A 15,638-nucleotide genomic window follows, 5' to 3' on the forward strand; every position below is an offset into this window, starting at 1 on the left:
TACCGCAAACCGGCGCCATCCGCCGCTAGTTCTGTATCCGGGGCAGGCTCTGCGTGTTGCTGTACGGGATATCCTCCACGCGCAGCGAAGTGGGCAGAATGCTCAGCACCTTGTAACGATGATCGACGACATCCCCTTCCAATGCGATGAACACATCGTCGCCGTGGAGCAGGAATGCCCTGCGTTTGCCCGACTTCGACTCCTCGTACCCGAAGAACTTGAGATCGATCGGAGGAGGAGGCGGAGGCCCGGTGGGCACCATGGCGGCAACCGGCCGGATCGGCGCCTTCACTGCCTCAATCGCCGGCGGCTCCGCGTTCATCGAGAAGATATTGCGCCCTTTACCCGCATATTCCAGCGACTCAGCCGCGGCCATCCATTCCGGATGGAGCGTCGGATCGAGCTTCGCCAGCGGCGACGAAAGCTTCGTAGCCTCGTGCTCACCGGAAGCCCGCCCCGTTCCTGCAGCAGCCGGCGCGCTCGTGCCCGCAGCTGGCGCCGGCGCCGGAGCAGGCGTGCTGCCGCCTACAAACGTCTGGAGAATCATGCGCACGGCCAGCACCAGCACCACCAGCCCCAGGCCCCCGGCGATGAAGACCTTCTTCCTGTCTTCCGCTCCCATCTTCAGAGCCATTACTGGTTGCCCCCTTCTCCGCCCGCGTCATTCGCGGCCTCGCCCTCATCGGACGACTGCGGTGGCTGATCGTTCGCGTTGGCCAGGAGATAGGCCGAGGCCCGCAGGCGCAGATTCACCAGCCCCCCCTGCTGACCGCTCAGCGCCACACCAGTAATGGTGAAGAAGACATGATTCTGGTCGCGCTCAAGATCGTTGATAAAGTGCACCAGCGCGGTGTACTCGCCGCTCAGGCTGGCATCGATGCGCACCTCGCGCAGCCCCTCGATCGCCGCGGTCTGCGTATAACCGGTGCGCGAAATATGCACCTGGTTCTTGATCGCCGGCGCATAGAATTCCACGAGCAGCGTCGAGTAGTTCGGTGCGATGCGCTTGTCGTAGAACTTCTGCGCATCGTCGCTCGACTGCTTCACCTTGGCCGGCAGCCCTTCAAGATGGCCCATCTGCGCCTTCAGCTGCACATAGTGGAGCTGTTCCTGCTGAAACGCCTCGGACTGCGTCTCGCCGGACTCATGCAGCGCGATGAAGGCCTTGGTTCCCACAAAGAGCACTATGCCCAGCAGAATCACCACTCCGGCAATGTGCAGGTTCAGCAGGGTAAAGAGTTTGCGCACGTTCTTCATCGCGCCCCCTGCTTTCCGGGCTTCGCAGCCCCGGCAATGCCCAGTGGATTCCCATGGGCATTGCTATGGACGGTCCCGTTGTGCGCCGCCGCTGCATGCGCCGGTCCGGTTTGAGAGGGCTGTCCGTTCTGAGTGGACTGCGCGGCCTTTTCCGCATCATGCTCTTCGCTCGCCGAGCCCTCGATCGGCCGATAGGCCGCCTGAATCTCGAAGTTCACCAGCGTCGAGGCGCTCACCGGCTGCATGGCCATGGCATTGGTATTGTTCTGTCCCGGAATCTGCGCCTGCGCCTCGGCCGTAATCCTCGGCGCCACGAAGTGCCGCGACTTCTCGAGATTCCGTACCAGTTCGATGGCCCGGTCGCGCGCGCCGCTCACACGCATGTGAATCGTCACCGAGCCGTCCTTCGCCACCTGCGGATCGATGCTCAGCACCTGCACACCCGTCGGCAGCACGGTCTCGAGATCGGTCATCGTAGCCGTCCAGGAGAAGGATTTGCGGCGGAAAAGTCCGTTGAGAAAGTCGGACTGTTTGAGCACGGCCGCGTTCTGCGGTTGCTGCATCATCGCCTGGTAGCTCTGCTGTTCCAGCTCTAGCTGGCGAACATGACGTTCGACGGCATCGACGCGCGCTGTCGCTGCGGCGGCTTCGCCTTCTTTCGCATGCAGCAGCCACCACAGCGGCAGCACCAGCAGCGCCAAGATCAGCATGATCACACGCAGCCGCTTCAGGATCGCCCGCAGGTCGACATACGGCTGGCTGGCAAGATTGAGTGAGATGCGCATCAGTTGGCCAACGCCCCCATGACCCCGGCTGCCAGTCCCGAGGGAATCGCCGTCAGCGCCCCATGCGGACCACGCAACAGGTCTTCAATCTGCAATCCGTACTCCTCCAGCACCTCGCTCAGATGCGGCCCCAGCGCCCGGCGGAACTCCTGCGCTCCGCCCGGCCCGGCATAGTGCAGCACCGTGGGCTTGTAGTGCAGCGTGTCTTCAAAATAGGCCAGCGAAACCGATACGGCCCGCGCCAGCTCATCGGCATGCCCTTCATCGCCCGGCGGCAGATCGAGCGAGCGATGCAGCAGCAGCTCGTCGCCATCGGTGATCACCGTGGTCAGGGTGTGGCCGTTGCGCGTCAGGATCAGCGAAGCCCCTTGCGCCGGAGCGGCCGCCACCGCGGCCAGCGTCGCCGGCAGCACCACGCCCGGCTCGTAGCCGGCCGCGCGCACCACCGCTTCGTATTCCGCGCGAATCGCCGACGGCATCACCGTCACCAGCACGCGCAACTGTCCATTGGCGGCACCGTGCACGCGCGGCAACACCTGGTAGCTCACCGCCGCGTCATCCACCTCAAAGGGCGCCAGCTTCTTCAACCGGAAGCGCACAATCGGCAGCGCCTCGGAGAGCTTCGAGGGCAGTGTTTCAAAATCCATCAGCAGCACACGCACCGCCGCATCCGGAATCACCAGTGTCAGCGGCTTCTCGCGACCCGCAACCTCATCCACGGCCTTGCGGATCGCCTGGGTCACACGCTGCGCGTCGGCCAGGTTCGCCTCGGCAATGCCCGGACGCACCACCTCTGCCGGCAGTGGCGCGAAGGCCGTCACCGAGCGCTCCGCGTCCACATGCCGTCCTGCGATGACGCCTTCCGGCGTAATCTCGCAGGCCAGCTGCGGCCGCTGGCTCGCCCGCGGCACAAAGAAATTGAAAGAAAAAGCCACTACCTTGCCGCTCCTGTATGCCCGGCCCGGCAATCACCGGCTTTGCCTGGCACCGTTCTGCTCTCCCCTGCGCACAACCCGCGAACGCGCACTACCGGAAAGCCTCGATAAAGGTTACCTTGTTGATCTCTTTGAGCGTCGTCCAGCCGCGCCGCACGCGGTCGATGGCCGATTCGCGCAGGAACTGCATGCCTTCCTGCTGGGCCATCCTGCGCACCTCGGAGGCTGGCTTCTTCTCGAGAATGATTTCGCGGATCGGATCGGTCAGGTCCAGCAGCTCGTGGATCGCTGTACGTCCGCGATACCCCGTGCCGCCGCACTCGATGCAGCCCGCACCCTCGCGGAAGTCGAAATCGCGCCACTCTTCGGGATTCAAACCGCTGTTGATCAGGATCTCATCGTCGTAGCGCACCGAACGCACGCAATCTTCGCAGATGGTACGCACCAGCCGCTGCGCCAGGATGCAGTTCAGCGCGGAGACGAAGTTGTAGGCCTCGACGCCCATATTCAGGAAGCGCCCCAGCACATCGACCACGTTGTTCGCGTGCACGGTGGTGAAGACCAGGTGACCGGTCAGAGCCGAGTTGATGGCAATCTGCGCCGTCTCCTGGTCGCGGATCTCACCGACAAGGATCTTGTCCGGGTCATGGCGCAGAATCGAACGCAGGCCGCGGGCGAAGGTCAGGCCCTTTTTCTCATTGACCGGAATCTGCGTGATGCCGCGGATCTGGTATTCGACCGGGTCTTCGATGGTGATGATCTTGTCTTCGTCGCTCTTGATCTCGTTGAGCGCGGCGTAGAGCGTCGTCGTCTTGCCCGAGCCGGTCGGCCCGGTGACCAGCACCATGCCGTAAGGCTCGCGGATATACCGCCGAAAGCGCCGCAGATCGTCTTCATGGAAGCCGACGACTTCGAGCGTAAGCTTCTTGAACTTCTCGCTCATCGACTCTTTGTCGAGCACGCGGAGCACGGCGTTTTCGCCATGCACCGTGGGCATGATCGAGACGCGGAAATCAATCAGGCGCCCCTTGTAGCGCACCCGGAAACGTCCGTCCTGCGGCACGCGGCGCTCGGCGATGTCGAGCTCGCTCATGACCTTGATACGGGAGAGGATCGTCGAATGGTGCTCGCGCGCAATCGGCGCCATGGCGAGCTGCAGCACGCCGTCGATGCGGTACTTCACGATCAGGGAGTCGTCATAGGTTTCGATATGAATATCGGAGGCGCGCCGCTCGAGCGCGGTGAAGATCGTCGTGTCGACCAGGCGGATGATCGGGCTGATGTCCTCTTCCGAGGTCAGCTTCTCGATCGAAATGTTCTCGTCCGGGTTCTCCTCGGCCGAGATCACATCGAAGGTAAGACCCTCCGACGCCTCATCCAGTACACGCTGCGACTGCTCGGTCTTCTTGAGCAGGTCCATGATCTGGGTCAGCGTGGCTACCCGCGTCACGATGCGTTGCCCCAGCAGGCCGCTGATCTCATCGAGCATCATCAGCCGGCTTGGATCGCTCACCGCGATCATCAGCCGGTTGCCATCCTGCTCCAGCGGCACAAAGTTGTAGCGGAACATCATGTCCACCGGCACGGTCTTGAACAGCTCGTGCTGGATCTTGAAGTTCTTCAGGTCGACGAATTCCGAGCGATAGCGCGCCGCCAGCGCCTGTGCCCGCGCTGTCTCGTCCTGCTCGGTGGGAAGCGTCAATACCGGTCCCTGTGCCATAAATCCTGCCCCTTCACTCCTGCCTGCTCTCACTCCGCCGGCGCTTGCCGCTGCGCGTGTCGCGAATCGTCCGCTGCGCTCGCCTTCGTGCCGGTTGCCGCTCGTCAGTGCTGGAGATTCGCCGCACTCCCCAGGGAGAATATCGGCAGATACAGCGCAATCAGAATAACGACGACCACCACACCCATCACAATCAGAATCGCCGGCTCGATCAGCGCCATCGCTGCCGTCAGCGCCGTCTGCACATCTTCTTCGAAAAATTCCGCCACCGAGTTGAGCATCTGCGGAAGCGCGCCGGTCGACTCGCCCACTTCGATCATCTCGATCGAGAGCGAGGGAAATACCCTGGTCGACGCCAGGCTCGTAGCCAGCCCGTTGCCCTCGCGGATGCTGCCTACCGAGGAAAAGACGGCTTTCGCAATCCGTTTGCTCGCAATCGAGCGGGCCGCCGTCTCAAGCGACGGCATCAGCGGCAGACCGCCCTGCAACAGCGTCGAAAGCGTACGCGAAAACAGCGCCACCTGATATTTGATCCAGATCGATCCAAAAACCGGCATCCCGATACGGATACCGTCGATCCTGTCCGCTCCCTTATCCGTCTTGCTCCAGCGGAAGAGCAGGAAGACAATCAGCGCCAGCGCCGGAATCACGTACAGAACATACTTCTGGGCATCGTTTCCGACCTTCAGCAGCAGCAGCGTCAGCCACGGCAGGTTCGTCCCCAGCTGGTCGTAGAGTGTCGCAAAGCGGGGCACCACGAAGGTGATCAGGAAGACGAAAAGCCCGAAGACCAGGCAGATCAGCAGCGCCGGGTAGATCAGCGAGGCTGTCAATTTCTTGCGGAAGCTCAGCGAAATCCGCTGAAAGGAGAGAAAGCGCCCCAGAACCTCTTCGAGGTTGCCGCTTCGCTCGCCGGCCAGCAGCGTCGTCGTGTACATCAGCGGAAAGCCGCCCTGCGCCTCGAAGGCCGCCGAGATCGACTCACCCGTGCGCACCCGCGCCGCCACATTCTGCAGCTGCCCGGCAAAGGCCGAGTTCTTCTGGCTCTTCGAGAGCATCTCGAGCGAGCCGAGGATCGGCAGACCCGCCTTGATGAGCGTCAGAAACTGTTGATTGAAAATGAGAAAGGTCTCGAGCTTGGCCTTCTTGCGGCCGCCCGTCAGGCCCTTGGCCTTGACCGAATAAACGTAATAGCCTGCCTGCGTAAACCGCTGGCGCAGCTCCTCGGCCGAGGCCGCCGACTGCACCTGCTCCTGCACACGGCCACGCTCATCGGCCAGCTTGATAACAAATTCTGCCATGAAGGACTATTTCAGGGTACCAGTTCCCGGATAGGGCCGGTCATGGGAATAGACGCGCTTCCCCTCCTGCCCGTTCGGCCGCATCCATCTTCTCAGAAGCTTATCGGCGCGTCCCCTTCCCGGCGTAAATCCCCGGCAGGACACCGCAGCTCAAAAGCTGGATCGCACAAAAAGACCCTATGGCTTCGGCGGAAGCACCCCCAGCTTCGCCATCCTGCCCTTCGGACCGACAATCCAGGGCAGGCTCAGAGCGTTCCAGTTCCCGTCGTCGAGTTTTGCCCAGGTCTTACCACCGTCATAACTGATGTCGGAGCCGTTCGTCCCCGCCGCAATCCATGCCTTCGCGTCCGCATCCCAGGCCACCGACGACCGGTATCCGTGCGGAGGCTTCACCGCCGCCGTCCAGGTCTTGCCGCCATCCGAGGTCCATGCCGCCGTGCCAACAGACTCATTCGGCTTCTGATAATCGCCGCCCACGGCGACACCGTGCAGAGCATCGGCGAAGGCGAGGGAGAAGATTCCGGCCGCATCTCCTTTACCCGCTAGAGGAACAGACAGGTGTTCAAAAGCCCCTGACGTCGCAGGCGAAGTATTTGCCGGTGCGTCCAGCACCGTACTTTCGAAATGAACCCCATGGTAGAGAACTCCACCTCCAGTGCCAAAAAGGAGCCGGTGGTTTGGCAGGATGACCAACGACGTATTGCTCGCCGCAAATGCGCCCTTGGCCTCGGGCGTAGCCTCAAGCCCCTGAGCCTTCGAGCGGCTCCAGCTCTGTCCGCCATCCACAGTCTTCATCACGACGAACCGCCCGCTCACCGGATCGCCGAGCAGAAATCCGGTCTTCCGATCCTGGAACACCAAGGCATCCCAGAACCCATCCTTATCCGGATTGGTCAGCTCCAGCGTCCAGTGCGAGCACCCATCCGTCGTCTTATAGACCCGCGACTGGTCTCCCGGTCCCGACGCCATCACCACGGCATTGTTCGCGTCCCAGGCCCAGATGCCGCGAAAATCCAGCTTCTCCGCACCCGGAGGCATGGCGCAGCTCTGCCACATGTAACCACTGTCCTCGGTCCGCAGCACCGTGCCGCCCGTGCCGCTGGCCCAGGCCACGCCGCCGCCCACCGCGTGAATCCCCCGCAGACTCGCCGTCGTCCCGCCGTTCTGCATCACCCAAGGGCCAGACTTCACATCCTGGGCCCTCACATTCTGAGCAAGGAACGGCAAGGCAGCGAATAGCGTAAGAGCAAGCAGACGGCAGGATCGGATCATGGCCCATCCTAACCCGCCTGCTTCCCTATCGAACGAACCCGGATGCCCCACGTCTCGCCTTTGAGACGAGGGAAGGCATCCCCCCAGAACAAGCACATCCTGCGAACCCACATCTCGAACAAAACGAGATATGGGGCACCCATATCTTTTTTGCGCGCTCCGCGAAACTTGGCGGTCTTTGCGCGAACCTGGATGCTGGCAGAGGTAAAGGCTCCTCTGCGGCGAATTCTGTCCGTCGTGGCTTACTTTCGGTTTTTCGGAGACCCACCCATGACCAACGGCTGGTCATGGGTGGGGCACCCGGTACAAAGATCAGGCCGGAGGCAGCCCGGTCACGATATGCACCCCTTGCGGCGGCACAAAGACAAAATCCGAATCCTTCACCGGGACATTCGCCGCCTCACCCGAAAAGCGGAAGCCGTTCACGATGCCGTCCGTCTCTTCCACGCGCAGCGCATGAATGGTGCCATCGGCAGCCGCGGTCACGGCAAAGGACGCAACCCGCTTTTCGAGACCCTTGGGCACGCCGGTCAGCGTCCAGGTGCCGTCGTCGTTCGTCCGCAGTGCGATGCCGTTCAGCTGTTTCATCAGTTGCGTATGGCCCAGCAGCAGGCTCAGCGGCGAGCGCATGTCATCCAGTTCCTTTGCCGGAACCTTCTGCGCCTCGTTTTGCCCCGGCGAGTAGAAATAGCCATCCTTGCCGTCGAGCACAAAGAGCTTGCCGTCGGGCTGCGAATAGGTCCAGCGCATCCGCCCTGGCTTCTTGAGCAGCAGAGCGCCCTCTTCCTTCCGGTTCATACCCATCCCCTCGTAGGTCTGGACAAAATGCACCTCGAGCGAGTGCAACCGGTTGTAATGCGCGTCGATCCGGCCGGCCAGCGTCTCGGCCGTCATCGCAGCGGAAGCCTGACCCACGGGCGCGGTTCCAGCCGAAAGGTTTTCAGCCGAAAGAGCCGTGCCGCTCAGCGGCACAAGCGCCAAAAGCAAAACGGCGGACCGCATCGGTCCGCCGTGATTGGAAAGATTTCTCACGCTTCCAGAGTAAACCCTGGCTGCGCCGCGCTGCTTACTGCAGGGCGACCGTGCAGTTCGTGCCGCCGGTCGGGTCCTTGCGCACCTCGCCCTGCTGGTCGATGCAGAAGCCGGAGTGACCGGTCTTGCCCACCGCCTGCGGCACCGCCGTCACTTCGTAGCCGGTGTACATATCCTGGTTGTTCACCGTGGTCTTGGTGGTGTTCACGATGGTGAAGGTATAGCCGCTCTTCTGCCCGCCGGTCAGATCGCCCTGCAGCAGCTGCGCCGAGGTCGCCGTGGGCGCGCCCGACTTCGGATCGCCGCCCAGCTCCTGCAGATTGCTGGCAAAGCCATTCTGCGGATAGGTGGTCTGGTACTGGATCTGCGCCTCGTAGATGGCGCGCAGCGACTGGATGGCCGAGGTCTCATTGGCCTGCATCTTCATGCCGGCAAAGTTCGGGATCGCGATCAGCATCAGGATCAGCATGATGCTGATGACGATCAGCAGCTCCATGAGCGTAAAGCCCGCTTCGGCGTCTGGAACAATGCCACGGCGCTTGCGGCGCGAGAGAAGGCTGAGAAGAACAAGTCGTGTCATGATCAATACCCTTCGATAATCCTGCGCAGCGGGCTTCGCCCAATCGCAACTCCGGCTCCGCCAAACGCAATCCTAAAGGATAAAAGACGCCGGAGGCCAGTTCCCCGCTCGAACAAGGGGATGGGGTGTAGAAAAAGCCCCGGGCGTCCACATCACAGAACAAGGCAAATATTCACTTCCCCTGTCCCCTGCACCCTCGCCGTCAACACACCAGCAGATCGCGCGTGAGCTTCAATCCGTCGAGACGTCCGAGCAGCGTCGCCGCTACCCGCTCCGGCTGGAAGAGCGTCTGCGCCATCTCCATCACCTGCTCGGCCGTGACATGCTCCACCTTGTCCAGGATCTCCTGCAGCCCGAAGAAGTAGTTAAAGTACATCTGCTGGCGGGCCAGGTTCGACATCCGCGACATCGAGCTCTCGAGCGACAGCAGAAGATTGCCCTTCAACTGATCTTTCGCCCTGCGAAGCTCATCGGCGCTCAGGGGCACCTGCTTCAGCTTGCCGAACTCCTCCATCACCAGCTTCACCACCTCGATCGCCTTCGACGACGAGGTTCCGGCATAGACGCACAGTGCGCCAGTATCGCGATACGGGCTCAAGTCGCTGTAAATCGCATAGGCCAGGCCGCGCTCCTCGCGCACCGTCTGGAAGAGGCGCGAACTCATGCCGCCGCCCAGCACCGTGTTCAGCACCAGCGTCACGTAGCGCTGCTCGTCGGCCACCGGCGGCGAAGGCACGCCGAGGCATAACTGCACCTGCTCCAGAGATTTCTTGTTGCGCAGATTGATCCGCGCCGCGGTCTTCGGCGGCTCTCCGCCGTTGACGCTCTGCCCGGCAGGCAGCGACTCAAACTTGCGTGTCACCCGCTCGACGAACTCGTCATGCTCGATGTTCCCGGCCGCCGAAAAGACCATGTTCCCACCGAGAAAGCGCGAATCGTAGTAGCCGAAGAGCGTGTCCCGCTCGAAGCTCTTTACTGTCTCCTTGGTGCCGAGGATCGGCTTGCCCAGCGGATGATCCTTCCAGAAATTCTGGGTGAAAATCTCGTGCACCAGGTAGTCCGGGTTGTCCTCGTCCATCTTGATCTCTTCGAGGATCACGCCGCGCTCGCGGTCAATCTCCTCGGGCGAGAAGACCGGGTTCAGCACCAGATCGCTCAGCACCTCGAGCGCCGTGGGCACGTGCTCGTCAAGCACCTTCATGTTGAAGCAGACCGTCTCCTTGCCGGTAAAGGCATCGAGGTTGCCGCCGATCGCGTCCACTTCGCGCGCAATCCGCTGCGCCGAGCGCGATTTGGTGCCCTTGAAGACCATGTGTTCCACAAAATGCGAAATGCCGTTTACCTCGGGCAGTTCATGCCGGGAGCCCGCGCCGATCCACACCCCCATGGCCACCGAGCGGATGTGGTTCATCTTTTCGGTCAGAATGGTGAGGCCATTGGGCAGAATCGTGCGGCGGATATTGCGTTCATTGCTCATTCAGTCTTTCGACCTTTCCTGGGAGGCCATACGTCACGGGAATTTTGGGGGGCCGTATCTTTCGGAGTTGCGCGGGTCAATATGCAGACAGGGAGCGCGCAGAATGCGCTATGCTGACACAGCGGAAACCGAAACAGCTGATGACGTCTGGCAGAAACAATCTCTATTCCATTTTAGACGCTCCGGAACCCCAGGCGATCCGACCTCTTTTTGGCCTTTCCCATCAGCAACTTACCGTCCTGTCGCAAGAGTTTTCACTGCCTGCGTACCGCGCCCGCCAGCTTTCCCAGGCCCTTTACCGCGACCGCGTGGACTCGCTCGAAGCCCTCACCACGCTGCCCCAGTCCGTCCGCGAGCAGATGCGCGCCGCCGGTTATGAAGTCGGCCGCCCGCGGATTGCCGAGACCTTCCGCTCCGTCGACGGCACCGAACGATACCTCATCGCCACCGCCGATGGCCAGACGGTCGAAACGGTCTGGATGCCCGAAGGCGATGACGGCGAAGCCGGCGACGGATCGGAAGCCGGAGAGGAAGAAGTTCTAACCATCGAGCAGGGAGGCCATCACGACGCGACCATCTGCGTCTCTTCGCAGATCGGCTGCGCGGTCAACTGCCAGTTCTGCCTGACGGCCAAGCTCGGCATCATCCGCAACCTCACGCCAGGCGAGATTGCCGGGCAGGTTGTCGCCGTCCTCGACCGCCACAAGGTCCGCATCGGCCGCGACCGTATCAATCTTGTGTTTATGGGCATGGGCGAGCCGTTTCTGAACTACGACGCCTTCATGGACGCTGTCCGCCTGCTGGTGAACGAAGTCGGCATCGCCGAATCGCGCATGACCGTCTCTACCTCCGGCATCGTCCCCGGCATCGAGCGCTTCGCCACCGAGCCGGTCCGGCCCAAGCTCGCCCTCTCGCTCAACGCCTCCAACGACGCGGTCCGCGAGCAGGTCATGCCCATCACCCGCAAATGGGATATCGCCGCACTCATGGACGCCATCCGCAAGGTGCCGCTGCGCCCCCGCGAACGCGTGACCTTCGAATATGTGCTGCTGGGCGGCGTCAACGATCAGCCGGAGCACGCCAGCGAGGTCATCCGCCTCGTCCGCCGCTGCGGCCTGCCGGCCAAGGTCAACCTCATTGCCTGGAACCCCGGCCCCGGCATCCCCTACACCATGCCCGCGCCCGCAAGCGTCGAACGATTCCAGCAGGCGCTCATCGCCGCCGGCATCCCCGCCTTCCTGCGCCGTCCCCGAGGACGCGACATCTACGCCGCCTGCGGCCAGCTCAAGCGCACCGTCGAAGCCTGAGAGCCTGTTATGAACTTTCCCGCAGCGGACGCTGGGCGCCAATTTTTTCGAGGTCGAGGAGCGAGTTGCGACGGATATCGGGTTATCTCCGAGCAGCGAGCGACGAAGAGATCGGGAAAATTGGCCCCAGCCCTGAAGGGTTGCGGGGAAAATCGGCCCATACTTCGTTGTCGGCCTCGCCTAGGAATAGCCTATGTCTTCGGCCTCCGCCTCGTCTGCGCCGATTTTCCCCAGCAACGCCGCTCGCGCGAAAGTTCATAACAGGCTCTATGCTCCTTTTTTCTGCAACTTGAAACGGTAGGTCAGCGCCAGGTATCCCAGCGTGATGGGCGAACCGTGGCCGTTGTTCGCCATCACCGCTCCTGGAGCAAAATGCGCCACACCAGCATTCATCACCACCGAAGAAGTCACGAGGTACTTCGCCGAGGCGTCGAATTCGCGCCCGATCCCGTCGCTCTTGAATCCACCCGTCGGCGGCTTTACCACCGTACTCGCCGATCCGCTGTAGACGCTGTCCTTGCCCGTCGCCGTCTGCAGAAACTCCCCCTGGATCAGGAGCGTCAGCCGTGAATCCGGCCGCAGGTCGAGGTTGATCCGCTCCTGCTGGATGTTCTGCCAGCCGAAGAGGTCCACCAGGCCGAAGGCATTGTGCGAACTCGGATAGAGCTGGTCGAAGGTGCTGACCCGCTCGGCATTGCGGTGCGTGTTGCCGGTCGCATAGTCGTATTCGAAGAGCAACCGCGGCGTCCAGGGCAGGTACTTCGCTGTCTCTCCGGCCTTGATATACCCCGCGCCTGCGTGGATCGAGTCATTCGCATAGCTGCCGCGCTCGAGCACGCCCTCGGCTACCACCTCGAAGCCCTCCGGCGCGTTCACCAGCACGCGCATCCCCGGCGCCGCCTCGGTTTCCGTGCCGTACCTGCCCTGCTGCCCCTTCACCCACGGCATCGCCTTCACGAAGACATACGGCTCGACCGTCGCATGCGGCACCACGCGGCCCAGCGATCCATACACCCCGTGAAAATTCAGCCCGCCCGCGTGCTCGTCGAAGGCCGTCGGATAAATCTTCACCACCGAAGCGCTGAAGACCGTCACCCGGTTAGCCTCGCCATACTGCGCGCTGAAGCCGTCGAAGGTGCGGCTCACATTTGTCCAGTCCGAAATGCCCACCAGCCGCTCGCCGCCAAAGCGCAGCTCCTGCCGTCCGGCCAGGATCGAGGCGTCATGCGCATGCACGGAGACATAGCACTGGCGCAGGTCGAAGTTGTCGCGCATATTAGAGGCCACATACTTGAGCGGCAGCCCCAGCGCATGCGAATCCATCGCCTGCGCATAGATCGTCATCCACGAAGCAGGCCGCGCCTCGATCCCCGGCCACACTCGCGTCAGCTCATACACCTGCCCGTTGCCCGAGACGTTGCTCACCGTCGTCTCGCCTTCGGTCCGTCCGCGCACCTGCATGTCGAGCGAGAGCCAGCCCGGCAGCAGCTTGGTCGGCACATTCTGCACCACGCCCGCCTTCTGCGGATAGTCCTTGTACTGCGCCGAGGCCAGCAGCGGCGCCATCGCCGCAAAACAGAACACCGCAACCGCCCGCACATTGTTTCTGAGTACATTTGCCGTCGTTCCCGGCCGGATAGCGGGCCGAACCGGAAAGACACCATGGCATGCAGAGAACATAGCAATCCTCGAAGACTGTCATTCGCCCGCGATTCCCCAGCAGCGCAGGATCGCCGGCACTGCCTCGTTCATCGACAGCCTTGAGGAAAATCTCGATGTTACGGATAGGAACTTCCCACGTTGGCCCATGCAAGCCCACAGTTGCTCGAGTGGAGAGGAAATCATCACCACAGAGGGCACAGAGGAATCCCTGCCACTGCGCTTCTTTTCAGCGCAAAGACGCAAAGAACGCAGAGCTCCGCAAAGAAGATGCAGCAAAGGAACCAGGGTGCCCCACATCTCGAGCCGTTCGAGATGCGGGTTCGCAGGATTCTTGCTTCGGGAGTTCGTGCTTTCCCACATCTCAAAATCGAGATGTGGGGCACCCATATCCGTCTCCACCGTGAATATCCCAATTCGCGACCAAAGGGAGCGGAGGCTGAAGGCAAAGGGCCTGGACGGCCAGTCCCGCGACCGAAGGGAGCGGACGGCGCGCAGCGCAATCGCCTGGACAGCCAGTCCCGCTCTGCGCGCAACAGTCAGCCCAGCGAGGGCCGTAGATGCAGTGCGCCGCTGCGCTCCGGTCCGCTCCTGGCCGGCATGGATAGCCGGGGAGGCGCGTCTGCGTCGATGCGAAAGCGGCTTACCAGCTCAAGCAGGCTCGAGGAGTGGTCGGAGAGTGTCGCGGCTGTCGCGGCCAGCTCTTCGGTCTGCGAGGAATTGGCCTGCATCACCTGGTCCATCTGCGTCATGGCGGTGCTCACCTGCTCCACGCCCACGCTCTGCTCCGAGCAGGCCACGGACATCTCGCTCACAATGCCGCACACCCGCTTCACCGAGGTGACAATCTGCTGCAGCGTCTCGCCCGAGCCGTTCACCAGCTCCGCGCCCCGCTCCACCTTGTGCACCGTGTCTCCAATCAGCCGCCGAATCTCCTTGGCCGCATCGGCGCTGCGCACCGCGAGGCTCCGCACCTCGGTCGCCACGACAGCAAAGCCCCGGCCCTGCTCGCCGGCACGCGCCGCCTCGACCGCCGCATTCACCGCCAGCAGGTTGGTCTGGAAGGAAATCTCGTCAATCGAGGCAATGATGCTGGCAATCTTCGCCGAGGCCGCATGAATCTCGTTCATCGCCGCCACGGCCTCCTGGACTACCTTCTGCCCAGACTCCGCCGTACCACCGGAGGTAGCCGAGAGCTGATTCGCTTCCCGCGCCTGGTCTGCGGTCTGCCGCACCGTCGCCGTGATCTCTTCGAGGCTCGCCGAGGTCTCCTCCAGGCTCGCCGCCTGCGTCTGTGCTCCGGATGCAATGGCATCGGCCGAGGCAGCCAGCTCCCGCGAGGCTGTATTCAGTCCCGAGGCCGCATCTGCGACACTGGTCAGCGTGGCGCGCAGGCTTTGCAGCGCCGCGTTCAGCTCCCGGGCCATTGCTCCCGTCTCGTCCTGGCTCTCCGCCGCGAGGCTCTGCGTCAGGTCGCCGCGCGCCACCTCCTTGAGCAATTCCACTGTCCGTCCCAGCGGCACGGAGAACAGCCGCCCAATCCAGACGCTCAGCCCCACTCCGGTCAGCATGCACAGCACAATCGCCGTCCACAGTACGTCACGCGTATTGCGATAGGTGGCTTCACTCTCCGCAGCAACCCGCTGTGCGCGCTGCTGCTTGGCCCGCGATGCCGCCGCCGAATCCGCATTGAGCGTCTTCGCCACTCCCTGCACCGCATCGAGCGCCGCCGTTCCGCCTGCCTGGTCTCCGGCCTGCGCCCGCGTCAGCACCAGGCGGCAGAGCTCGACATACCCAGGCAACAGCCTCGCCATCTCGGCAATCTGCGCCGAACCATCCTCTCCCCTGAAGTCCGCGTCCAGCTTGGCCAGGCTCTGGCTGGTCTGCGTGGCCAGCTCGTCGAAAGCCCGGGCATCGTCAGCTACGCGCTTCCTGTCCTTGATAAAGATCAGCGCATCGCGCGTCAGGCGCGCCATGCCCAGCTTGGCCGCCGTCACGTTGTCCACCTGGGAGATCGCGTCCAGATCGCGCGTATAGGCGATCGAGACACGCTGATTCGCGTCACTGAGGCGGCTGAGCGCCAGCATCCCGGTCATCGCGTTCAGGACAATCACCAGCCCAAAGCTCAGCATCAGCTTGGGAAAAGCACGTAAATTGCGGAACCATTGCATGCGCGGCCCTCGACACTCGAAGTATTGAGCCGGCACCGAAAAGCTCTCCACGCGTATGTCCAGCTCTTCGGACTACATCGGCAAAGCCATCCACAACCTGAATTTTCGACCGAGAGATGCCACGCCAGCCGCCTCCCCTGCC

General features: G+C 62.6%; 13 protein-coding genes. 1 reads left to right on the plus strand and 12 read right to left on the minus strand.

Annotated elements, in window-relative coordinates; genetic code table 11:
- Positions 1-25 precede the first annotated feature (25 nt).
- The 10 genes from ESZ00_RS15095 to ESZ00_RS15140 all read right to left on the minus strand — a co-directional run bounded on the left by ESZ00_RS15095 (position 26) and on the right by ESZ00_RS15140 (position 10,359).
- On the minus strand, positions 26-634 hold the full coding sequence (locus ESZ00_RS15095) for a hypothetical protein (RefSeq protein WP_129209139.1): 609 nt from the start codon (positions 632-634) through the stop codon (positions 26-28).
- Positions 634-1,257, minus strand: coding sequence for a hypothetical protein (locus tag ESZ00_RS15100; protein WP_129209140.1), 624 nt, complete (start codon positions 1,255-1,257; stop codon positions 634-636). The genes ESZ00_RS15095 and ESZ00_RS15100 overlap by 1 nt, the downstream gene beginning before the upstream one ends.
- A complete protein-coding gene (locus tag ESZ00_RS15105) occupies positions 1,254-2,042 on the minus strand; it encodes a PilN domain-containing protein (protein WP_129209141.1) in 789 nt (262 codons plus the stop codon). The genes ESZ00_RS15100 and ESZ00_RS15105 overlap by 4 nt, the downstream gene beginning before the upstream one ends.
- Complete coding sequence (locus tag ESZ00_RS15110; RefSeq protein ID WP_129209142.1) at positions 2,042-2,977, minus strand: type IV pilus biogenesis protein PilM; 936 nt, start codon at positions 2,975-2,977, stop codon at positions 2,042-2,044. Before ESZ00_RS15110 ends, ESZ00_RS15105 begins: the two co-directional genes overlap by 1 nt.
- 91 nt (positions 2,978-3,068) lie before the next feature.
- The gene (locus ESZ00_RS15115) at positions 3,069-4,697 is read right to left on the minus strand and encodes a GspE/PulE family protein (RefSeq protein WP_129209143.1); all 1,629 of its coding nucleotides are present in this window, start codon (positions 4,695-4,697) and stop codon (positions 3,069-3,071) included.
- Between the two features lie 104 nt (positions 4,698-4,801).
- Positions 4,802-5,998 carry a type II secretion system F family protein gene (locus ESZ00_RS15120; protein ID WP_129209144.1) on the minus strand — a complete coding sequence of 399 codons (1,197 nt, stop codon included), beginning with the start codon at positions 5,996-5,998 and terminating at the stop codon, positions 4,802-4,804.
- Positions 5,999-6,175: 177 nt separating this feature from the next.
- A complete protein-coding gene (locus tag ESZ00_RS15125) occupies positions 6,176-7,270 on the minus strand; it encodes a WD40/YVTN/BNR-like repeat-containing protein (protein WP_229741337.1) in 1,095 nt (364 codons plus the stop codon).
- Between the two features lie 312 nt (positions 7,271-7,582).
- Positions 7,583-8,272, minus strand: coding sequence for a LolA family protein (locus tag ESZ00_RS15130; protein ID WP_164981540.1), 690 nt, complete (start codon positions 8,270-8,272; stop codon positions 7,583-7,585).
- 64 nt (positions 8,273-8,336) lie between these two features.
- Positions 8,337-8,882 carry a type IV pilin protein gene (locus ESZ00_RS15135; protein ID WP_129209145.1) on the minus strand — a complete coding sequence of 182 codons (546 nt, stop codon included), beginning with the start codon at positions 8,880-8,882 and terminating at the stop codon, positions 8,337-8,339.
- 202 nt (positions 8,883-9,084) lie between these two features.
- The gene (locus tag ESZ00_RS15140) at positions 9,085-10,359 is read right to left on the minus strand and encodes a M16 family metallopeptidase (RefSeq protein ID WP_129209146.1); all 1,275 of its coding nucleotides are present in this window, start codon (positions 10,357-10,359) and stop codon (positions 9,085-9,087) included.
- A gap of 140 nt (positions 10,360-10,499) precedes the next feature.
- Here ESZ00_RS15140 and rlmN point away from each other — a divergent pair, with 140 nt between their 5' ends.
- Positions 10,500-11,666, plus strand: a complete 1,167-nt coding sequence (gene rlmN, locus ESZ00_RS15145) for a dual-specificity RNA methyltransferase RlmN (protein ID WP_129209147.1) — start codon at positions 10,500-10,502, stop codon at positions 11,664-11,666.
- Positions 11,667-11,933: 267 nt separating this feature from the next.
- Here rlmN and ESZ00_RS15150 read toward each other — a convergent pair whose 3' ends face one another.
- Positions 11,934-13,346 (minus strand): alginate export family protein, encoded by a 1,413-nt coding sequence (locus ESZ00_RS15150; RefSeq protein WP_129209148.1) that lies wholly within the window; start codon positions 13,344-13,346, stop codon positions 11,934-11,936.
- Positions 13,347-13,864: 518 nt separating this feature from the next.
- Entirely contained in the window at positions 13,865-15,496 is a 1,632-nt protein-coding gene (locus ESZ00_RS15155) for a methyl-accepting chemotaxis protein (protein WP_129209149.1), read from the minus strand.
- Positions 15,497-15,638 lie beyond the last annotated feature (142 nt).

It is taken from the genome of Silvibacterium dinghuense (assembly GCF_004123295.1).
Classification (GTDB): Bacteria; Acidobacteriota; Terriglobia; order Terriglobales; family Acidobacteriaceae; genus Silvibacterium; species Silvibacterium dinghuense.